Below are 19,915 nucleotides of genomic sequence, written 5' to 3' on the forward strand. Positions count from 1 at the left end.
AACATGCCGTTCTACGTCTCGCCCGAGCAGATGATGAAGGACCGGGCGGACTACGCCCGCAAGGGCATCGGCCGCGGTCGCTCGGTCGCGGTCCTGCAGTACGCGGACGGCGTCCTCTTCGTCTCCGAGAACCCGTCCCAGGCCCTGCACAAGATCTCCGAGATCTACGACCGGATCGCGTTCGCCGCGGTCGGTCGCTACAACGAGTTCGAGAACCTGCGCATCGCGGGCGTACGCCTCGCCGACATGCGTGGCTACTCCTACGACCGCCGCGACGTCACCGGGCGCGGCCTGGCCAACGCGTACGCGCAGACCCTCGGGGCGATCTTCTCCAGCGGGGCGGAGAAGCCGTACGAGGTGGAGATCTTCGTCGCCGAGCTGGGCGTCTCGTCCGCGGAGGACCAGGTGTTCCGGCTGACGTACGACGGCCAGGTGGCCGACGAGCAGGGCTACGCGGCCATGGGCGGCCAGGCCGAGTCGGTCACGTCCTACCTCGCCGAGCGCTGGACGTCAGGGCTGTCCCTGACCGAGGCGCTCCGCCTGGCGGTCGCCGCGCTCGGCCACGGCGAGGCCGACGACCGGCGCATCCCGGTCAGCGACCTCGAGGCCGCCGTCCTGGACCGCACCCGCAGCCAGCAGCGCAAGTTCCGACGCCTCGACGACGTGACCCTCGCCGGTGCGCTCGGCCCGGACGGAGGCCCGGACGGAGGCCCGGACCGGGGCCCCGACGGTGATTCCGGGCCGGCCGACCCCGGACCGACCCCGGTTCCCACCCTCACCGACGACGCGGAGCCAGCGGCACCGTCCGAGCCCCCGGTCGCTCCCGTGCTCGACAGCGGCCCGTCGGCCGCGCCGACGGCGAGCCCGGAGACGGAGTCGGAGCCCGATCCGAGGAGCGTCGCTGAGGACACCACGCCCTCTACCCCGCAGGCGCCCGCCCCGGACCCCGAGCCGGTGGTCGAGGCGGAGCCCGTGCCGGTGGTCGAGGCGGAGCCCCTGACCGAGCCGGAGGCCGTGCCGGTGGTCGAGCCGGAGCACGTGATCGAGCCCGACGCCCCGAGCGTGGCCGAGCCGGACGACCGGGCCGACCTCTGGCCACCGGTGGCGCCGCCTCCCGAGCCGGAGCCGGCGCAGCCGCGTGCGGACCGCCCGCCGCCCCCTCCGGGCGTCGCGGGCACGGCCCCGGAGCCCACGTACGCCTCCGAGGGCGAGCTGGGCGACGACTCCGTCGAGCAGGAGTGGTCCCCCGAGGAGACCGGCGGGTCGACGGCCGAGCCCGCCGAGGGCCCAGAGAGCTCCGAGGAGTCCGAGAACCCCGAGAACTCCGACGACGCCGACGAGGAGCGCACGGACGGCGAGGGCTGGCACCCGTTCTGGCGCGGTGACCGCGAGTGACGGCGCGCAACCTCGCCACCACCGACCGGGTCGGCCGCGAAGAGCTGCTGGCGTTCATCGGCGAGCGGCACCAGGTCACCCTGGTGACCAGCCGTGAGGACGGCCGGCCGCAGGTGTCGCCGGTGACGGCCGGCGTGGACGAGGAGGGCCGGGTCGTCGTCTCGACGTACCCCCAGCGAGCGAAGGTCGTTAACCTGCGCAAGCGACCGGAGTGCACGATCCTGGTCCACTCCGATGACTGGGACGGCCCGTACGTGCAGGTCGACGGGACGGCCGAGGTGATCGACGCACCCGCGTCCGTGGAGCCGCTGGTCGACTACTTCCGCGCGATCTCCGGCGAGCACCCGGACTGGGCGGAGTACCGCCAGGCGATGCTCGAGCAGAACAAGTCGATCATCCGCCTCACCATCGAGCGGTGGGGGCCCATCGCGACCGGCGGCTTCCCGCCCGAGATGGCCGACTGAGCGTCCCCTCGGCTGGTCGGCTCCTCACCGGACGGGCGGCCCTCGGCGCGGTCGGTGCCCGCCTGTCGGTGTTCGCGCCTAGGCTGGGGGAGTGGACCGTCGCATCTTCGGCATCGAGAACGAGTACGGCGTCACCTGCACCTTCAAGGGGCAGCGCCGGCTCTCGCCGGACGAGGTCGCGCGCTACCTCTTCCGCAAGGTCGTCTCGTGGGGCCGCAGCAGCAACGTCTTCCTCCGCAACGGCGCACGGCTCTACCTCGACGTCGGGAGCCACCCCGAGTACGCCACCCCCGAGTGCGACGACGTGGTCAGCCTGGTCACCCACGACAAGGCCGGCGAGCGGATCCTCGAGGGCCTGCTGGTCGACGCCGAGCGACGGCTGCACGAGGAGGGCGTCGCCGGTGACGTCTACCTGTTCAAGAACAACACCGACTCCGCCGGGAACTCCTACGGCTGCCACGAGAACTACCTGGTCGCACGGCACGGCGAGTTCGCCACCCTGGCCGACGTCCTGATCCCCTTCCTGGTGACGCGGCAGATCCTCGTCGGCGCCGGCAAGGTCGTCTCCACGCCTCGCGGCGCGTCGTACTCCGTCAGCCAGCGCGCCGAGCACATCTGGGAGGGCGTCTCCAGCGCCACCACGCGCTCGCGCCCGATCATCAACACCCGCGACGAGCCGCACGCGGACGCCGAGCGGTTCCGGCGGCTGCACGTCATCGTCGGCGACTCCAACATGAACGAGGTCACCACGCTGCTCAAGGTGATGTCGTGCCACCTCGTGCTGCAGATGATCGAGGAGGGGGTCGTGATGCGCGACCTCACCCTGGAGAACCCGATCCGGGCGATCCGGGAGATCTCGCACGACATGACCGGGCGGCGCAAGGTGCGGCTGGCCAACGGCCGCGAGGCCAGCGCGCTGGAGATCCAGTCCGAGTACCTCGCCCGGGTGCGCGACTTCGTGGACCAGCGCCAGACGCACACCCCCGTCGTCGACCGGGTCCTCGACCTGTGGGAGCGCGGGCTCAAGGCCGTCGACTCCGGCGACCTGAGCCTGGTGGACCGCGAGATCGACTGGGTCACGAAGTACTCCCTGATCGAGCGCTACCGCGCTCAGCACGACCTGCCGCTGGGCCACCCGCGGATCGCTCAGCTCGATCTCGCGTACCACGACATCCACCGCGAGCGCGGCCTGTACTACATGCTCGAGCGCAAGGGTGCCGTCGCCCGGGTGACCAACGACCTCGCCGTCTTCGAGGCCAAGTCGGTGCCGCCGCAGACCACCCGCGCCCGCCTGCGCGGCGACTTCATCAAGCGCGCGCAGGAGCGACGTCGCGACTTCACCGTCGACTGGGTGCACCTGAAGCTGAACGACCAGGCCCAGCGCACGGTCTTGTGCAAGGACCCGTTCCGGGCGCACGACGAGCGGGTGCAGCGGCTGATCGAGGGGATGTAGGTCGTTCCCGCGCACGTCTGTGCTGCGCCGGCCGTCGCGGAGGTCCGTGCAGTGAACTGCTGTCGAGAGTGAGGCGATGGTGCGATGACCGCCAACAAGTCCGAGCGGCTGATCAACCTGCTGATCCTCCTGCTGGTGAGCCGGACGTACGTCTCGAAGCAGCGGATCAGGGAGACGATCGAGGAGTACCGCGACGTCTCCTCCGACGAGGCGTTCGAGAAGATGTTCGAGCGTGACAAGGACGAGCTGCGGGGCCTCGGGGTCCCGGTGGAGACCGGGAGCCAGGACGCCTACTTCGGCGACGAGGCCGGCTACCGGGTCGCCCGCGACGCGTTCGAGCTGCCGGCACTCGAGCTCGAGCCCGACGAGGCCGCCGTCGTCGGGCTCGCCGCCCGGGTGTGGCAGCACGCGGGGATGGCCGACGCCACGTCCCAGGCGCTGCTGAAGCTGACCGCCGCCGGCGTGGCCACCGATCGCGAGGCCATCGACGTGGTCTCGCCCCGGCTGGTCGCCGACGAGCCCACCTTCGACGACGTGTGGGCCGCCTGCCAGGGCCGTACGCCGATCCGCTTCGACTACCGCCGCGGCGACCAGCCCGAGCCCACCACCCGCCACCTGCAGCCGTGGGGCGTCGTGTCCTCGCGCGGGCGGTGGTACGTCGTCGGGCACGACACCGACCGCGGCGAGCCCCGGCTGTTCCGGCTCTCGCGTGTGGTGGGCGACGTCGCCGACGACGGCGAGCCCGGGTCGTTCTCCGTGCCCCCGGGCACCGACGTCCGCGCGCTCGCGCGCTCCCTGGCTCCGGAGCGACCCAGCGCCGTCGCCGTCGTCCGGGCGAGGACGGGGGAGGCGCACGCGCTGCGGCGGCGGGCGACGACATCGACGCCCCTGGACGGTGGGTGGGACCGCCTCGAGGTGGAGTTCGCCGATCTCGGACGGCTCACCGGCGATGTGCTGGCCTGCCTGGACGCCGTCGTCGTGGAGCAGCCCGAGGAGCTGCGAGACGCGGTGGTCGACCGGCTCCGTACGCTCGCTGCCGCGGGGGAGGAGGGCTGATGGCCGGCGCGAAGGAACAGGTCACCCGGCTTCTCGCCCTCGTGCCCTACCTCCAGGCCCACCCGGACGGCGTCGGTCTGGAGTCCGCTGCGCAGCGCTTCGGCGTGACCCCCAAGCAGCTCGTACGCGACCTGCAGGTGGTGTGGTTCTGCGGCCTCCCAGGCCTGGGCCCCGGCGATCTGATCGACGTCGACATGGACGCACTCGGACCCGACGGCGACGGCGTCATCCGGCTGAGCAACGCGGACTTCCTGCGCCGCCCGCTGAGGCTGCAGAGCTCGGAGGCGTCCGCACTCGTGCTCGCGCTCCGCGCCCTGCGCGAGGGGACGACCGCGGAGAGCTCGCGCGACGCGATCGACCGGGCGCTGGTCAAGCTGGAGGCGGCCACCAGCGAGGCCGCGTCGGCCGAGGTCATCGACGTGCCCACCCCGGACCCGCGCACGGCCGACGTCCGGCGTCAGCTGGAGCAGGCGGTGACGAGCGGTCGACAGGTGCGCCTGGGGTACTTCGTCCCCTCCCGGGACGAGAACACCGAGCGTGTCGTCGACCCGCTCGCCGTCCTCGACGCCGAGGGCAGCGCGTACCTCGACGCCTGGTGCCACCTCGCCGAGGACCGTCGGCTGTTCCGGCTGGACCGCATCGACGGGATCGACGTCCTCGACTCGGCGGTGGAGCCGCACGACGTCGAGCCGCGCGACCTCTCCGAGGGCCTGTTCGAGGCCTCGCAGGACGACGTGGTCGCGACCGTCCGCCTCGCGCGCCCGGCGCGGTGGGTGGCGGAGTACTACCCCGTCGCCTCGACCACCGAGCTCGAGGACGGCGCCCTGGAGGTCGGGATCCGCGCGGGTGACCCGCGCTGGCTGGTCCGCCTGGTCCTGAGACTCGCTCCGTACGCCGAGGTGGTCGGGCCGCCCGACCTCGCGGCGGCGGTGACCAGGCAGGCGCGCACGGCGCTCGGGGCGTACGGCGACTGACCGGCGTGCGCTGCCACGACGTGCGCTGCCACGACGTGCGCGTACAGTGAGAAGGGCCAGCGACGTGGCTGACGTCGACCTCCGCCAGGACAAGAGGGATCATGACCATTCCGCTGATCGCCGGACTCGGGACGAGCGAGCTGCTCATCATCGTGGCCGTCATCGTGCTTCTCTTCGGCGCCTCCAAGCTCCCCGACCTGGCCCGCGGCAGCGGGCAGGCGCTGCGCATCTTCAAGGCCGAGACCAAGGCCCTCACCGACTCCGACGACGAGAAGTCCACGGACCAGACCACGGCGAAGACCGAGCCCGCGCGCGACCTCGACGCCCGCGGTGAGGTCGTCGAGCCGGAGCGCCGCAACAACCCCGACGCCTGAGCCGTGGCTAGCCTCCTCGGGCTGCTGCGGGCGAACCCGCAGCACCCGGTGGGAGACGACGGCCGGATGGCGCTCTCGGACCACTTCCGCGAGCTGCGGGCGCGACTGCTGCGTGCCGTCGTCGTCGTGGTGGTCGCGATCATCATCGCGCTCTTCTTCTACTCCCAGATCTTCGACCTGGTCGCCGCGCCGTACAAGGAGGCGAGCCGTCAGCTCAAGGAGGGCGTGACCTCCGAGCTCACGTTCAACGGTGTCGGCGCCGGCCTCTCGATCCAGCTCAAGCTGTGCTCGCTGGTGGCGGTCATCGTGACCTCGCCGTACTGGCTCTACCAGATCTGGGCGTTCATCCTCCCGGGGCTGCACGCGCACGAGCGCAAGTGGACACGGCTGTTCGTGGCCGTGGCCGGACCGCTGTTCATCGCCGGGGTCCTGCTCGGCTACTACGTGCTGCCCAAGGGCCTGCAGGTCCTCATCAACTTCACCCAGTCCGACGTGGTCAACCTCGTCGACTTCAACGACTTCATCACCTTCACGAGCCGGATGCTGCTGGTCTTCGGCATCGCCTTCGAGATCCCGCTGTTCGTGGTGCTGCTGAACCTCGTCGGGGTGCTGCCCGGGCGGGTGCTCGGGCGCTACCGGCCCTGGATCATCATCGGCGTCTTCGTCTTCGCCGCGGTGGCGACGCCGTCGACCGACCCGATCTCGATGACGCTGCTGGCGCTGCCGATGCTCGTGCTGTTCGCGATCTCGGAGGTCGTGGCCCGCACCGTCGACCGCGCACGTGGGCGGCGGGCCGAGCTGGCGCCCTCGCCGGACGAGGCCTCACCGCTGCCCTGACCGCTCGCACAGCGGTAGCGTCTGCGCTCGTGTCCACGGCCGTCGCCCTCCTGGCCAACCCCACCGCCGGCCGCGGCCGCGGTGCGACGTACGCCGGTCGCGCCCTGCGGCGGCTGCGCGGCGCCGGTGTCGAGGTGACCGCGCTGCAGGGAGCCGACCACGCCCACGCGCTCGACCTCGCTCGTGCAGCCCTCGCAGGCGGCACCGAGACGCTGGTCGTGGTCGGCGGCGACGGGATGGTCCAGCTCGGCGCGGACGCGGTCGCCGGCACCTCCGCCCGGCTCGGTGTCGTGCCCGCAGGCACGGGGAACGACGTGGCACGCACCCTCGGTCTGCCTCGCCGGGACCCGGACGCGGCCGTCGAGGTGGTGCTGCGTGGACACCACCGCGAGGTCGACCTGATGGCCGTCTCGGGACGCCGCCACGTCACGGTCCTCTCGGCCGGGTTCGACGCGCTGGTCAACGAGCGGGCCAACCAGCTGACCCGTCCTCGCGGCCAGCTGCGCTACACGCTCGCGGCGCTCGACCGGCTGCGCGTGCTGGAGCCGATCGGCTACACCATCGAGCTCGACGGGGAGACGATCCGTACCGAGGCGACCCTGGTCGCCGTGGCCAACATGGCGTCGTTCGGTGGCGGGCTGCGGATCGCCGAGGGCGCGCGACCCGACGACGGGTACCTCGACGTCGTCGTCGTCGCGCCGTTGACCCGACGCGAGCTGGCCCGCAGCTACCCCCGGCTGTTCACGGGGTCGCTGGAGACGCACCCGCGCTACGAGCGGCGCCGGGCGCGGCGGGTGACGGTCGCCGCGCCGGGGGTGGTCGCCTACGCTGACGGGGAACGGGTCGGGCCGCTGCCCCTGACCGCCGAGGTGGTGCCGGGGGCCCTGCGGGTCCTCGTTCCGTGACCGTCCCCTGATCGATCCCCTGACTCCCCAGGAGTGCTCGTGAGTGCCGCCGAGGGCTATGCCCGGATGCGAGCCCGCCAGCGTCACCCGCTCTTCGCCGGCTTCGCCTCGATGTACGACTTCGCGCTCGACGACTTCCAGGTCCGGGCCTGCCACGAGCTCGAGGACGGCCGCGGCGTGCTCGTCGCAGCGCCGACCGGGTCGGGCAAGACGCTGGTGGGGGAGTTCGCCGTCCACCTGGCGCTGGAGACCGGCCGCAAGGCGTTCTACACCACGCCGATCAAGGCGCTGTCGAACCAGAAGTTCCACGACCTCGTCGAGCGCTACGGCCCGGAGCAGGTCGGCCTCCTCACCGGCGACAACACGATCAACGGCGAGGCGCCGGTGGTCGTGATGACCACCGAGGTGCTCCGCAACATGCTCTACGCACGGTCGCGGACGCTGGACGGTCTCGCGTACGTCGTGATGGACGAGGTCCACTACCTCGCCGATCGCGACCGTGGGGCCGTCTGGGAGGAGGTGATCATCCACCTGCCCGAGTCGGTGGCGCTGGTGTCCCTCTCGGCGACGGTGTCCAACGCCGAGGAGTTCGGCGAGTGGCTGGAGACCGTGCGCGGGGAGACGACGACGGTCGTCGAGGAGCGGCGCCCGGTGCCGCTGTTCCAGCACGTGATGGTGGGGAGGCGACTGTTCGACCTCTTCGCCGAGGAGCACGACGGCCGTCACGACCCGGCGCGGGAGGAGAAGGTCAACCCGCAGCTGCTCCGCGTCGCACGCGACGACTGGGCCAGCAGCCGCGTCCGCGACCGGCGCAGCCCGAAGGACCGACGCGGCCGCAACGGCCGTGGCGGTCGCGGCGGTGGTCCCCGTCAGGTCGGCAACGGCCGCCGGGTGTGGATCCCCAGCCGCGCCGAGGTCGTCGAGCGCCTCGACCGGGCCTCCCTGCTGCCGGCGATCGTCTTCATCTTCAGCCGTGTCGGGTGCGACGCCGCCGTCCAGCAGTGCCTCGACGCCAATCTGCGGCTGACCACCCCCGAGGAGCGCGACGAGATCTACGCGTTCGTCGAGGAGACCTGCGCGGACCTCCCCGAGGAGGACCTGCAGGCGCTGGGCTACCACGAGTTCCTCGACGGCCTCACCCGCGGCGTCGCCGCCCACCACGCCGGCATGCTGCCCCGCTTCAAGGAGTGCGTCGAGGAGCTCTTCCTCCGGGGCCTGTGCCGGGTCGTCTTCGCCACCGAGACCCTGGCCCTGGGCATCAACATGCCCGCCCGGTCCGTGGTGATCGAGAAGCTGTCGAAGTGGAACGGCGAGACCCACGCCGACATCACGCCGGGGGAGTACACCCAGCTCACCGGACGCGCCGGCCGGCGCGGCATCGACGTGGAGGGGCACGGCGTCGTGCTGTGGCAGCCCGGCCTCGACCCCGGGTCGGTGGCCGGGCTGGCCAGCACGCGGACGTACCCGCTGCGCTCGTCGTTCCGTCCCTCGTACAACATGGCGGTGAACCTCGTGCGCCAGTTCGGCAGGGACACCGCGCGCGACCTGCTCGAGCAGTCCTTCGCCCAGTTCCAGGCCGACAAGGCGGTCGTCGGTCTGGCCACGCAGCTGCGCAAGAGCGACGAGGCGCTGGCGGGGTACGCCGAGGCGGCCGCCTGCGACCGCGGCGACTTCATGGAGTACGCCGCCCTGCGCCGCCGCCTCTCCGACGTCGAGGCGCGCGCCGCGACGGCGCGCAAGCAGGACCGACGTCGCGAGGCCGAGGAGTCGCTGGAGCGGCTGCGTCCCGGCGACGTGATCGAGGTGCCGGCGGGCAAGTTCTCGGGGCTCGCCGTGGTGATCGACCCGGGCACCCGACTGAGAGGCGACGGGAGCGACGGGCCCAGGCCCTACGTCCTGACGCTCGACCGGCACGCACGCCGGCTCAACCTCACCGACTTCCCGACCCCGGTCGCTCCGCTGCTGCGGATGAAGGTCCCGCGCAGCTTCAGCGGCCGCGATCCGCAAGCGCGCCGCGACCTGGCCTCGACGCTGCGCCAGCGCACGCGCGACCTGCCACCGCCTCGTCGGGCGACATCAGGGGCGGCCGGCGCTACGAAGGCCGGGGGAGAGGTCGAGGAGGTCCGGGCCCGGCTGCGCTCGCACCCGTGTCACGACTGCCCCGACCGCGAGGATCACGCACGGTGGTCCGAGCGCTGGTACAAGCTCGACCGCGACGCGCAGACGCTGCGCCGCCGCATCGAGCAGCGCACGCACACGATCGCGCTGCGCTACGACCGGATCTGCGAGGTGCTCGGCCGGCTGGACTACCTCGCCGAGCGCGACGGCCAGACCGTCGTGACCGGCAAGGGCAACCGCCTGGCCCGGATCTACGCCGAGCTGGACCTCGTCGCCGCCGAGGCGATCGAGCAGGGGCTGTGGGACGACCTCGACGCCCCGGGTCTCGCCGCGGTGCTCTCGAGCCTCGTCTTCGAGGCCCGACGTCCGGACGACAACGCTCCACGGATCCCGTCCGACCCCGCGGTGCGGGAGGCGCTGGCCGCGACGACCCGTCTGTGGGGCGAGCTGGAGGAGCTGCAGCGCGAGCACAAGGTGGAGTTCGCGCGCCAGCCCGACCTCGGGTTCGCCCACGCCGCCCACCGGTGGGCCTCGGGCGACGACCTCGACGACGTGCTCGACGCCACCGGTCTCGCCGCCGGTGACTTCGTCCGCTGGATCAAGCAGCTTCTCGACCTGGCCGGTCAGATCGCCGACGCCGCCGGTCCCTCTCCGCTGCGCGAGACCGCACGCACCTGCGTCGCGCTGCTGCGACGTGGGGTGGTGGCCTACTCCTCGGTCGCCGGCACCTCCCCGGACGCCGTCTGAGTCACCCGCCCAGCGCCGCGAGCACCCGGTCGGCCGAGGAGCCGAGGCCCCAGCGCTCGGTCAGCGCGTCGAAGGCGCCCCGGTCCGCCGGCGTACGGGGCAGCGTCAGGTCCGTCGCCCCGAGGTCGAGGTCCCGGACGACCGCGACGACCTGTGGTGCGACGTCGAGGTAGGCGGCCGCCTCCCGGATCTTGCGCCGTGGGGCCGGCGCCAGCTCGGAGTCTGCGTCGGCGGCAGCGGCGCGGACGGCGTCGAGGTCGCCGTACCTCAGCAGCAGCGACGCGGCGGTCTTCTCACCCACACCCGCCACGCCGGGGAGCCCGTCGGAGGAGTCACCACGCAGGGTGGCGAAGTCGGCGTACTGGGAGGGGAGGACGGAGTACTTGCCGACCACCCACTCGTCGGTCACCTGCTCGTGCCTGCCCACCCCGCGGGCGGTGTAGAGGACGCGGACGCCCGAGGCGTCGTCGACCAGCTGGAACAGGTCACGATCGCCCGTGACCACGTCGACCGGCATCCCTGCGTCCGTGGCCAGCGTGCCGATCACGTCGTCGGCTTCGTAGCCCGCGGCACCCACCACCGCGATCCCGAGCGCCTCCAGCACCTCCAGGATCACCGGTACCTGCACCTGCAGGGGATCGGGGACCTCCTCGACGTCGGGGTCGCCTGTGACCTCCTCGACGACGCGGTGCGCCTTGTACGACGGCAGCAGGTCCACGCGCCACTGCGGGCGCCAGTCCTCGTCCCAGCAGCAGGCCAGGTGGGTGGGGGAGTAGTCCCCGACCAGTCGGGCGATGAAGTCCAGCAACCCGCGCACGGCGTTGACCGGCTCCCCCCGCGGCGAGGTCACCGAGTCCGGCACCCCGAAGAACGCCCGGAAGTACAGGCTCGCGGTGTCCAGCAGCATCAGGCGGGGTTCGCTCACCGGGCCGACCCTAGTCCCCGCCCGAGGCGTCGAAGGCGGCCTGCAGGTCGTCGATCGAGAAGGGCACGCCGTCCAGCGAGAGGAAGTACTGCGTCACGCGGGCGACCCGGTCGCGGTCCGGGTCGGCCAGCATCGAGGGCAGCACGACCGGCGTCACCTGCCAGCGGAAGCCGAACCGGTCGGTGACCCAGCCGCAGGGCCCCGGACGCCCGCCGTCGGCGAGCGCGGCCCAGGTGCGGTCGATCTCCTCCTGGGTGTCGCACGGGACCTCCAGGCTGACGGCCTCGCTGAAGGGGAACTGGTCGCCGCCGTTGATGCCGACGTACCGCTGGCCGAGCATCTCCCACTCGACCACCATCGTCGTGCCCTCGACGCCCGGGGTGTCCGGTCCGTACGGCGTCGTCGAGACGATGCGGCTGTCCGGGAAGATCGCGACCCAGTACGCGGCAGCCTCCTCGGCGTTGCCGGGGAACCACAGGTTGGGGACGAGTCGTTGCATGTGTGCCTCCTGAGAACTGGTGTGAACGACCGTGTCGACCGGCGCGAGAGGGCGTTCTCATCGCCGGTCTGGACGTCGTCGGCGTGTCGATGACGACACGCCGACATTTCGGACTTCTCGCCCGCGAATATGGCGCGCCTCACGCCGCGCCTGACCTGCGAGAACGAGGCGAACTCGCAGGTCAGCGCGCGATTGACAGTTCTGTCGGCCGGCCGCTGGAATGAACCACGTTCCTCCGGGCAGAACGCCTCCGGTTCCCGGTGGCGCCAGGTGACGGGGGCGGGTCGAGTGCCACGATCCGCGACTTCGCACCTCAGGGGTCATCACGGTGCCGGGGCGGGAGAACAACGGGGGGAGAGGTCGACCAGTAGACAACGCACTCCGCATCGTGGCAGCCAGCCACGACGAGGCGGTCCGAAGGCCGACTCCCTCCCCTCGTTCCTGCGCTTCCCCTCTCGCGGCCCCGCCAGGAAACACCGCGGCACTCCCGTTCGTTGACCACACGTGCCCTCCAGGACCGAGACCATGTCCACCCCCGCTTCCGGCTCACCGGGACGTCGACGCCGGCTGGTGCCGGGCTGGTTGCTGCTCGTCGCGTTCGTGGTCGTGCCGCTGGTGGAGATCTACGTCGTCATCCAGGTCGGTCAGGTGATCGGCGCCTGGTGGACGATCCTGCTCCTGATCGCCGACAGCCTGCTGGGCTCGTGGCTGGTCAAGCGGGAGGGTGGCCGCGCCTGGCGGGCGCTGCGCACGGCGCTGCAGGAGGGGAGGATGCCGGCCAAGGAGCTGGCCGACGGTGCCCTCATCCTGGCCGGCGGGCTGCTGATGCTGACGCCGGGCTTCGTGCTCGACGTGCTGGGCGTGCTCCTCATCCTGCCGTTCACGCGACCGATGGGCCGCAGCGCGCTGGCCCGCGTCATCGACCGCCGCCTCGCCCCGGCGGCCTTCGCGCCGTACGCCGGCGCCACCGGTGGTGTGGGCCGCAACGGGAGCGGAGGACGTGGCGGCGGTCCCGTGAACGACGATCGCCCCGGACCTGACGTGGTCCGGGGCGATGTGGTCGAGTAGGTCGAGGGCTAGGCCTTGGCCTTCCTGCGGCCGCGGTGCAGGTGCGCCGGCCCGATCTCGCCGCCGCGGAGCAGCTCGAGGCGCTCGGTGAGGATCTCCTCGAGCTCCTTCTCCGAACGCCGCTCGAGGAGCATGTCCCAGTGCGTGCGCACGGGCTTCTCCGGCTTCTCCTCCTTGGTGATCCCGTCGACGGACAGCGACTCGGCGCCGCACCGCGGGCACTCCCAGGTCGCCGGGATCTCGGCCTCGGTCGACATCGTGATCTCGAACCGGTGGCCGTTCTCGCAGGCGTAACCGACCTGCTGGCGTGCCGCGAACTCGATCCCGCGCTCGTCCTCGAAGCTCTGTCCCCCGAGACGGGCGCCTCTCAGCGTGCGCTCTGCCATGTCTGCACCTCCGCAGCGTGGATGACGACTCCGGTGGAGAACACCGGGCCGTTGGTCATGATTCCCCGGCGCCGTGCACGACCGAGGGCCCTCCCCATCGTGCCGCAGCGGGCCAAGGCGGGCCAACTCGCGCCGTGCCCCTCCGGCGGTCGAAGAGGCAGGTGCTCACACCACGGCGGGGACGCGGTTCCCCGCGTCCTCGATGCCCCGCCGCGGGTCCAGGCGCAGCAGGAGCAGCGCTCCGACACCGAAGAACACGATGAGCGCGAAGACCGCCGGCCGGTACGACCCCGTGATCTGGAAGACCAGCCCGAAGACGAGGGTCCCCAGCCACGAGGTACCGCGCTCGGCGGCGCCGTACAGGCTGAAGTACTCACCCTCGCGACCGGCGGGGATCAGCAGGCTGAAGAAGGAGCGGGACAGCGCCTGCGTCCCTCCCAGCACGATGCCGATCGCCACGGCGATGACCACGAACAGCGCTACGTTCCCCGCCGGGAGGGCGATGGTCAGCACGACCACGACCATCCAGGCCACGTTGCCGTACAGGATGCAGCGGTAGGACCCGAACCGTGCCGCGAGCCGCCCGAAGAACAGGGCCCCGCCGAAGGCCACGAACTGGATCAGCAGGATGGTCGCGATCAGCACGCTCTGCCCGATGCCCAGCTGCTTGGACCCGTAGGTCGACGCTGCGTAGATCACGGTCTGGATGCCGTCGTTGAAGAACACGTAGGCCAGCAGGAAGGTCAGCGTCATCGGGTAGCCGCGCAGCTCCTTCAGCGTCTCCCAGAGCTGTCCGAAGCTGCGCCACCACAGGCCACCCTCGTTGACAACCACGTGGCGGGCCGGGCGGTCGGTGAGCCGGATCAGCGGGATCAGCGTGAAGCCGGCCCACCACACGGCCGCGGAGAGCAGGGAGAGCCGGACCGCCAGACCCTCGTCGATGCCGATCGCGTCGTGCCCGAGGAAGATGCCGAGGTCGACAGCCAGCAGCAGCCCGCCCCCGAGGTAGCCCCAGGCCCACCCTCGCGAGGAGACGTCGTCGCGCTCGTCCTCGGTCGAGATGTCGACCAGGATCGCGTAGTAGGCGATCAACGAGCACCCGGCCAGGATGCTGCTGAGCACCACCGCCACCGCGCCGATCTGCCAGTCGTCGTCGCGCAGGAAGAACAGCAGGGCGGCGCAGAGCGCGCCCGCCATGGCGAAGGCCCCCATGATCCGCTTCTTGTGGTCCGAGCGGTCCACGAACGCACCGACGACCGGGAGCACGAACGCGCTGCTGATCGTGGCGAAGCTGGTGAGGTACGACGGCAGCGACCCGGCCGCCAGGTGCAGCCCCAGCACGCTGACCGTCTTGTCGCAGGTGGAGTCTGCGTCCGTGCAGCCGGCGGCACGGCCGGTGACCGTGATCATGTACGGCGCGAACATGACCGACAGGACCGTCGTGTAGAAGGCCGAGTTCGCCCAGTCGTACCAGTTCCAGGCCTTCTGCTGGGCCTTGCGCTCGACGGGGTCGAGGTCCGCCGCCTCGGTCTGCGTGCTCACGTCTCCTCCTCGTACCCCTGGTGTCCGGCGCCCGTGTCGTCCCACTGGTCACGCTCGACCAGGAGGTCGCGAAGGACGTCGGTCCGGTCGGTGATCAGCCCGTCGACGCCGAGGTCGAGCAGCCGAGCCATCTCGTCGCGGTCGTCGACGGTCCACACGTGGACGTGCAGGCCGCCGGCGTGGGCACGGTCGACCAGGCCCTCGGTGACGACGGGGAACGGGCCTCGGCGCACGGGGACCTGCAGCGCCACCGGGGCGGCGCGTCCGCCCACCAGGCGCCTGCCCGCCGCCAGCACGTCGGAGAGGCCGCGTCGCGTGCCGGCGCCGAGGTCGGGCGCGAGGAAGCCGGCGACCTCCACCGGCGCGGCCGACGTCGCCACCCGACCGCCCGTGGCGCGTCGGAACTCTCGCAGCCGGCTCAGCGAGAACGACCCCACGCAGACGCGACGCTCCGCGCCGGTCGTGCGCAGCAGCACTGCCAGCGGGACGGCGGTGTCCGCGCCCTTGATGTCGATGTTGAACCGAGCCTCGGGGAACCTCTCGAGCAGCTCGGCCATCGTGGGGAGCGGGTGGTCTCCGGCGACCCGGACCCGGGCGAGGTCGGCGGCGGTGAGGTCGGAGATCCGCCCGGCATGGTCGGTCAGCCGTCCGAGCACACCGTCGTGGGAGACGACGAGGACGCCGTCGCGCGAGAGGTGGACGTCGGTCTCGAGGTAGCGGTAGCCGAGCCCGACGGCGTGCTCGAAGGCGGCCAGCGTGTTCTCCAACCCGGCCAAGTCGGGGTGCCTCGCGCCACCGCGGTGCGCGATCGCCAGGGGGTACGACGGCTCGTCGAGGTAGGCGAACCCGGTGCGGGGGACACGTGGTCGACCGTCGGGCACGGGTGCAGTATGCAGCGGCACCGTTCGAGGGTGGACCGGCCCACGCCGGGGGCGCCAGGGTCCTCGTACTCATCAGGTCCGCGGCGTCGCGCGAGCGCTCAGACGCCGGGGACCGCGTCGTGGAAGGTCTCGATGTTCGCGCCCAGCTCGTTGAGCCGCTCGGCGAGGCTCTCGTACCCGCGCTGGATGACGTACACGTTGCGCAGCACCGAGGTGCCCTTGGAGGCCAGCATCGCCAGCAGGATGACCACGGCCGGCCGCAGCGCGGGCGGACACATGATCTCGGCGCCCGACCAGTGGGTCGGGCCCTCGATCATCACGCGGTGCGGGTCCAGCAGCGTCACCCGCCCGCCCAGCTGGTTGAGACCGGCGAGGTGGATCGCACGGTTCTCGTAGACCCAGTCGTGGAGAAGCGTCTGCCCCTCGGCCTTCGCGGCGATGACGGCGAAGAACGGCAGGTTGTCGATGTTGAGGCCCGGGAACGGCATCGGGTGGACCTTGTCCAGCGGCGAGCGCAGCGGCGAGACATGGGGGGTGATGTCGACCAGCCGGGTCTGCCCGTTGGCGGCGACGTACTCCGGCGACCGGTCGTAGCGCAGCCCCATCTCCTCGAGCAGCGCCAGCTCGACCTCCATGAACTCGATCGGGACCCGGCGGACGGTGATCTCGGACTCGGTGACGATGGCCGCCGCGAGCAGGCTCATCGCCTCGATCGGGTCCTCGCTGGGGGAGTAGTCGACGTCGACGTCGATCTCGCTGCGGCCGTAGACCTCGAGCGTCGTGGTGCCGATGCCGTCGATCTTGACCCCGAGCTTCTCCAGGTAGAAGCACAGGTCCTGGACCATGTAGTTCGAGCTCGCGTTGCGGATCGTCGTCGGTCCGTCGTGCAAGGCCGCGGCCATGAGGGCGTTCTCGGTCACCGTGTCGCCGCGCTCGGTGAGCACGATCGGACGCCGCGGGGACACCTCGTCGTCGACCGAGGCGTGGTAGCTGCCCTCGGTCGCCTCGACCTGCAGCCCGAAGGGACGCAGCGCGATGAGGTGCGGCTCGACCGTGCGCTTGCCGAGGTCGCAGCCACCGGCGTACGGCAGGTCGAAGCGCGAGTCGCGGTGCATCAGGGGGCCGAGGAACATGATGATCGAGCGGGTACGACGCGCGGCGGACACGTCGATCGCCGACAGGTCGAACTCGCGCGGCGGCACCAGCTCGAGGTCGCCGGCCTCGTTGAGCCACGTGGTCCGGTAGCCGATGCTCTGGAGCACCTCGAGGAGCCGGTTGACCTCCTCGATGCGCGCGACCCGGCGCAGCGTGGTGCGGCCCCGGTTGAGCAGGCTCGCGCACAGCAGGGCGACACCGGCGTTCTTCGACGTCTTCACGTCGATGCTGCCGGTCAGCCGGGTCGGGCCGGTGACCCGCAGGTGGGTCGGGCCGCTCCCGATGCTCATGATCGGCGCCTCGAGCGCGGCACCGATCCGGCCGATGGTCTCCAGCGTGAGGTTCTGGTGGCCCCGCTCGATCCGGTTGACGGCGCTCTGACTGGTGCCGAGCTCGTCGGCCAGCTGCGCCTGGGTCCACCCCCGGTGCTTGCGGGCGTCGCGGATGAGGGTGCCGATGCGGCTCAGGTTCGGGTCAGACACGGCCGACACGTTATACCTGATATGAGATATGACCAAGTTCCTGACGCGGCGTGGCGCGCACCACCAGCTCGTCGTCGAGACCGCGGACCGGCTCGCCCACCATAGCCGCACGGCCGAGCAGGTCCAGGTACGTCGCCAGCTGCGGCTCGCCGACCTCCACCACCAGTGTGCCGGTGCGGGTCAGCCACTCGGCGGCCCCGGCGAGCACCCGGCGATGCACGTCGAGGCCGTCGGCGCCGCCGTCGAGCGCGAGCAGCGGCTCGTGCTCGCGCGCCTCGTGGGGGAGCAGGTCGAGTGCGTCCGTGGGCACGTACGGGGCGTTCACGCACAAGACGTCGACGCGACCGTGCAGCGCCGCCGGCAGCGGGTCGTACAGGTCCCCGGCCAGCACCGTCGCGCGTTCGCCGACGTTGGCCCGGGCGCAGGCCACGGCGGCCGCCGCGACGTCGCTGGCGTAGAGCCGGGCCCGGGGGAGGCGGTCCGCGACGTAGGCCGCCACGGCGCCCGCACCGCAGCACAGGTCGACCACGACCGGGGTGTCCCGGACCTCGCTGGTGGCAGCGACCGCCACCTCGGCCAGCAGTGCGGTCCTGCGCCGCGGGACGAAGACCCCGGGGCCGACGAGGAGCTCCAGACCCGCCCAGGACACACGACCGACGACGTGCTCGAGCGGCTCTCCGGCGACGCGACGCCGGACCAGGCGCGCGAGGTCGTCGACCGTGTCGGCGGCGGCCACGAGCTCGGCCGCCTCGTCCTCGGCGAAGACGCACCCGGCCGCGCGGAGACGTCGTACGACGTCGGCCTGCTGCCCGGCCGAGGGCGGCCATCCGGAGCTCACGCGGTGGAATGTTGCCGGATCGCGACCTCCGGCTCTTCTCGGACGTCGGTGGTCGGTGGCACTGTGAGCCGCGGCACCGACCCGGGTGCCGCCGATCCGAGGAGCACACCATCCGATGAACAGAGGACGACTCGGGCTGCTGGTCGCGGGGATCACCGCCTCCGGCACTCTTCTCGCCACCGCGGCCGCACCCGGCACCGCGGCAACCCCCGCCCCGGCGAAGGCGCCCGCCGCCCAGTCCGGCACCAGCTACGTCCCGCCGCCGATCGCGTGGGGGCAGTGCACCAGCGCCTCGCTGCAGGCCGCCGGCGCCGAGTGCGGCAAGGTGATCGTGCCGCTGGACTACGACGACGTGAACGGCGCCAAGATCAAGGTGGCCGTCTCCCGGATCAAGCACAAGACGCCCGACGCCCAGGCGCAGGGCATCATGCTGGTCAACCCCGGCGGCCCCGGCGGCTCGGGCCTGACGCTGTCGCGTCTGCAGGGCGCGATCCCGAACGGCGGCGGCAACCCGTACGACTGGATCGGGTTCGACCCGCGCGGCGTCGGTTCCAGCGAGCCGTCGCTGGCCTGCGACCCGGACTACTTCCCCTTCAACCGACCGGACTACGTCCCGCTGAACAAGGCGGACGAGACGTTCTGGAAGCAGAAGTCAGCGCAGTACTCCCGTGACTGCAAGCAGGCCGGCGGCAAGCTGCTCGACCACCTGAAGACCACCGACACGGTCAACGACATCGAGAGCATCCGCAAGGCGCTGGGTCAGCAGAAGATCAGCTGGTACGGCTTCTCCTACGGCACGACCATCGGCCAGACCTACGCCACCCTGCACCCCAACCGGGTGCACCGGATGGTGCTCGACGGGGTGACCAACCCGGCGCGGGACGTCTACGAGTCGAACCTCGACCAGGACGTCGCGTTCGAGAAGACCGAGAACATCTTCTTCGCCTGGGTCGCCAAGTACGACAAGGTCTACCACCTCGGCAAGACCGAGAAGGCCGTGCGCCAGGTCTGGGACGACATGCTGGCCAAGACCCGCAAGGCGCCCCTCGACGGCAAGATCGGGCCCGACGAGTGGACCGACGCGTTCCTCTCCGCCGGCTACTACGTCTACGGCTGGGAGGACACGGCCAACGCGTTCCAGAAGGCGGTGCACGGCAAGTACGGCCCGATCAAGCAGGAGTACGTCGCCGCCAACGGCGCCCCCGGCCCCGGCTCGGACAACGGCTTCGCGATCTACCTCGGCACCCAGTGCACCGACGCCCCGTGGCCGTCGTCGTACGCGAAGATCCGCAAGGACAACTTCAAGACCTACGCGAAGGCGCCCTTCGAGACCTGGGCCAACGCCTGGTTCAACGGCCCCTGCCTGACCTGGAAGGGCAAGGCCGCCTCCGCCCCGTTCAGCGTCGACGGCTCCAAGGCGCCGCCGATCCTGCTGATCTCGGAGACCTTCGACGCCGCGACCCCGTTCTCGGGTGCGATCGAGGTGCGCAAGCGGTTCCCGCGCTCGGTGCTGATCGAGGGCGTCAACGGCAGCACGCACGCCGGCTCGCTGTCGGGCGTCAGCTGCACCGACGACCGGATCGCCGCCTACCTGCTCGACGGCACGCTCGACAAGCGGGTGCGGGGCGACCAGTCCGACGTGAAGTGCGACCCGGTCCCGGCTCCGGTCCCGGCCGGCGCGGCGGCGACGACGCAGGCGCAGAAGCGCGTGGCCGCGCCGACCATGCCGAACGACCTGCGGACGGTGGTGACCTCGGCTCAGCAGTGAGCGACACCTGATCACCGGCACCGGCCGGTGGCCGCGCCCCCGCAGCGA

18 protein-coding genes are annotated in these 19,915 nt (G+C 71.7%); 11 read left to right on the top strand and 7 right to left on the bottom strand.

Annotation, left to right across the window (positions count from 1 at the left end; genetic code table 11):
- Positions 1-3: 3 nt before the first annotated feature.
- The 9 genes from prcA to IEX42_RS02425 all read left to right on the top strand — a co-directional run bounded on the left by prcA (position 4) and on the right by IEX42_RS02425 (position 10,323).
- Complete coding sequence (prcA, locus tag IEX42_RS18315; protein ID WP_373286197.1) at positions 4-1,395, top strand: proteasome subunit alpha; 1,392 nt, start codon at positions 4-6, stop codon at positions 1,393-1,395.
- Entirely contained in the window at positions 1,392-1,859 is a 468-nt protein-coding gene (locus IEX42_RS02390) for a PPOX class F420-dependent oxidoreductase (protein ID WP_188777892.1), read from the top strand. Before prcA ends, IEX42_RS02390 begins: the two co-directional genes overlap by 4 nt.
- A 91-nt stretch (positions 1,860-1,950) precedes the next feature.
- Positions 1,951-3,312: a Pup--protein ligase gene (gene pafA / locus IEX42_RS02395; RefSeq protein ID WP_188777894.1), complete on the top strand. Its 1,362-nt coding sequence runs from the start codon at positions 1,951-1,953 to the stop codon at positions 3,310-3,312.
- An 84-nt stretch (positions 3,313-3,396) separates the two neighbouring features.
- Positions 3,397-4,368 carry a helix-turn-helix transcriptional regulator gene (locus IEX42_RS02400; protein WP_188777896.1) on the top strand — a complete coding sequence of 324 codons (972 nt, stop codon included), beginning with the start codon at positions 3,397-3,399 and terminating at the stop codon, positions 4,366-4,368.
- Positions 4,368-5,342, top strand: coding sequence for a helix-turn-helix transcriptional regulator (locus IEX42_RS02405; RefSeq protein ID WP_188777898.1), 975 nt, complete (start codon positions 4,368-4,370; stop codon positions 5,340-5,342). The genes IEX42_RS02400 and IEX42_RS02405 overlap by 1 nt, the downstream gene beginning before the upstream one ends.
- A 101-nt stretch (positions 5,343-5,443) precedes the next feature.
- Positions 5,444-5,716: a twin-arginine translocase TatA/TatE family subunit gene (gene tatA, locus IEX42_RS02410; RefSeq protein WP_229660525.1), complete on the top strand. Its 273-nt coding sequence runs from the start codon at positions 5,444-5,446 to the stop codon at positions 5,714-5,716.
- A 3-nt stretch (positions 5,717-5,719) separates the two neighbouring features.
- Positions 5,720-6,553, top strand: coding sequence for a twin-arginine translocase subunit TatC (gene tatC / locus IEX42_RS02415; RefSeq protein ID WP_229660526.1), 834 nt, complete (start codon positions 5,720-5,722; stop codon positions 6,551-6,553).
- Between the two features lie 29 nt (positions 6,554-6,582).
- Positions 6,583-7,458: a diacylglycerol/lipid kinase family protein gene (locus IEX42_RS02420; protein ID WP_188777900.1), complete on the top strand. Its 876-nt coding sequence runs from the start codon at positions 6,583-6,585 to the stop codon at positions 7,456-7,458.
- A gap of 66 nt (positions 7,459-7,524) precedes the next feature.
- The gene (locus IEX42_RS02425) at positions 7,525-10,323 is read left to right on the top strand and encodes a DEAD/DEAH box helicase (RefSeq protein ID WP_188780844.1); all 2,799 of its coding nucleotides are present in this window, start codon (positions 7,525-7,527) and stop codon (positions 10,321-10,323) included.
- 1 nt (position 10,324) lies between these two features.
- Here the strand turns inward: IEX42_RS02425 and IEX42_RS02430 are convergent, their stop codons facing one another.
- Positions 10,325-11,230, bottom strand: a complete 906-nt coding sequence (locus IEX42_RS02430) for a 5'-3' exonuclease (RefSeq protein WP_188780845.1) — start codon at positions 11,228-11,230, stop codon at positions 10,325-10,327.
- Positions 11,231-11,258: 28 nt separating this feature from the next.
- On the bottom strand, positions 11,259-11,747 hold the full coding sequence (locus IEX42_RS02435; protein WP_188777902.1) for a VOC family protein: 489 nt from the start codon (positions 11,745-11,747) through the stop codon (positions 11,259-11,261).
- Positions 11,748-12,272: 525 nt separating this feature from the next.
- On the opposite strand from IEX42_RS02435, the gene IEX42_RS02440 reads away from it, so the two are divergent.
- On the top strand, positions 12,273-12,815 hold the full coding sequence (locus IEX42_RS02440) for an FxsA family protein (protein WP_188777903.1): 543 nt from the start codon (positions 12,273-12,275) through the stop codon (positions 12,813-12,815).
- A gap of 8 nt (positions 12,816-12,823) precedes the next feature.
- Here the strand turns inward: IEX42_RS02440 and IEX42_RS02445 are convergent, their stop codons facing one another.
- The 5 genes from IEX42_RS02445 to IEX42_RS02465 form a co-directional block, all read right to left on the bottom strand.
- Positions 12,824-13,201 carry an RNA polymerase-binding protein RbpA gene (locus IEX42_RS02445; protein WP_188777905.1) on the bottom strand — a complete coding sequence of 126 codons (378 nt, stop codon included), beginning with the start codon at positions 13,199-13,201 and terminating at the stop codon, positions 12,824-12,826.
- A gap of 165 nt (positions 13,202-13,366) precedes the next feature.
- On the bottom strand, positions 13,367-14,743 hold the full coding sequence (locus IEX42_RS02450) for an MFS transporter (protein WP_188777906.1): 1,377 nt from the start codon (positions 14,741-14,743) through the stop codon (positions 13,367-13,369).
- A complete protein-coding gene (locus tag IEX42_RS02455) occupies positions 14,740-15,624 on the bottom strand; it encodes a glycerophosphodiester phosphodiesterase family protein (protein ID WP_188777908.1) in 885 nt (294 codons plus the stop codon). The genes IEX42_RS02450 and IEX42_RS02455 overlap by 4 nt, the downstream gene beginning before the upstream one ends.
- A gap of 98 nt (positions 15,625-15,722) precedes the next feature.
- Complete coding sequence (locus tag IEX42_RS02460; RefSeq protein WP_188777910.1) at positions 15,723-17,261, bottom strand: helix-turn-helix domain-containing protein; 1,539 nt, start codon at positions 17,259-17,261, stop codon at positions 15,723-15,725.
- A gap of 10 nt (positions 17,262-17,271) precedes the next feature.
- Positions 17,272-18,099, bottom strand: coding sequence for a putative protein N(5)-glutamine methyltransferase (locus IEX42_RS02465; RefSeq protein WP_188777912.1), 828 nt, complete (start codon positions 18,097-18,099; stop codon positions 17,272-17,274).
- Between the two features lie 115 nt (positions 18,100-18,214).
- On the opposite strand from IEX42_RS02465, the gene IEX42_RS02470 reads away from it, so the two are divergent.
- Positions 18,215-19,867, top strand: a complete 1,653-nt coding sequence (locus IEX42_RS02470) for an alpha/beta hydrolase (RefSeq protein WP_188777915.1) — start codon at positions 18,215-18,217, stop codon at positions 19,865-19,867.
- The last annotated feature ends 48 nt before the right edge of the window (positions 19,868-19,915 follow it).

This window comes from Marmoricola endophyticus (assembly GCF_014644415.1).
Classification (GTDB): domain Bacteria; phylum Actinomycetota; class Actinomycetes; order Propionibacteriales; family Nocardioidaceae; genus Marmoricola; species Marmoricola endophyticus.

Coding starts and splice junctions, on each gene's coding strand:
- prcA (WP_373286197.1), top strand. CDS start 4: ATGCCGTTCTACGTCTCGCCCGAGCAGATGATGAAGGACCGGGCGGAC.
- IEX42_RS02400 (WP_188777896.1), top strand. CDS start 3,397: ATGACCGCCAACAAGTCCGAGCGGCTGATCAACCTGCTGATCCTCCTG.
- IEX42_RS02405 (WP_188777898.1), top strand. CDS start 4,368: ATGGCCGGCGCGAAGGAACAGGTCACCCGGCTTCTCGCCCTCGTGCCC.
- tatA (WP_229660525.1), top strand. CDS start 5,444: ATGACCATTCCGCTGATCGCCGGACTCGGGACGAGCGAGCTGCTCATC.
- IEX42_RS02425 (WP_188780844.1), top strand. CDS start 7,525: ATGCGAGCCCGCCAGCGTCACCCGCTCTTCGCCGGCTTCGCCTCGATG.
- IEX42_RS02430 (WP_188780845.1), bottom strand. CDS start 11,230: ATGCTGCTGGACACCGCGAGCCTGTACTTCCGGGCGTTCTTCGGGGTG.
- IEX42_RS02435 (WP_188777902.1), bottom strand. CDS start 11,747: ATGCAACGACTCGTCCCCAACCTGTGGTTCCCCGGCAACGCCGAGGAG.
- IEX42_RS02440 (WP_188777903.1), top strand. CDS start 12,273: ATGTCCACCCCCGCTTCCGGCTCACCGGGACGTCGACGCCGGCTGGTG.
- IEX42_RS02445 (WP_188777905.1), bottom strand. CDS start 13,201: ATGGCAGAGCGCACGCTGAGAGGCGCCCGTCTCGGGGGACAGAGCTTC.
- IEX42_RS02470 (WP_188777915.1), top strand. CDS start 18,215: ATGAACAGAGGACGACTCGGGCTGCTGGTCGCGGGGATCACCGCCTCC.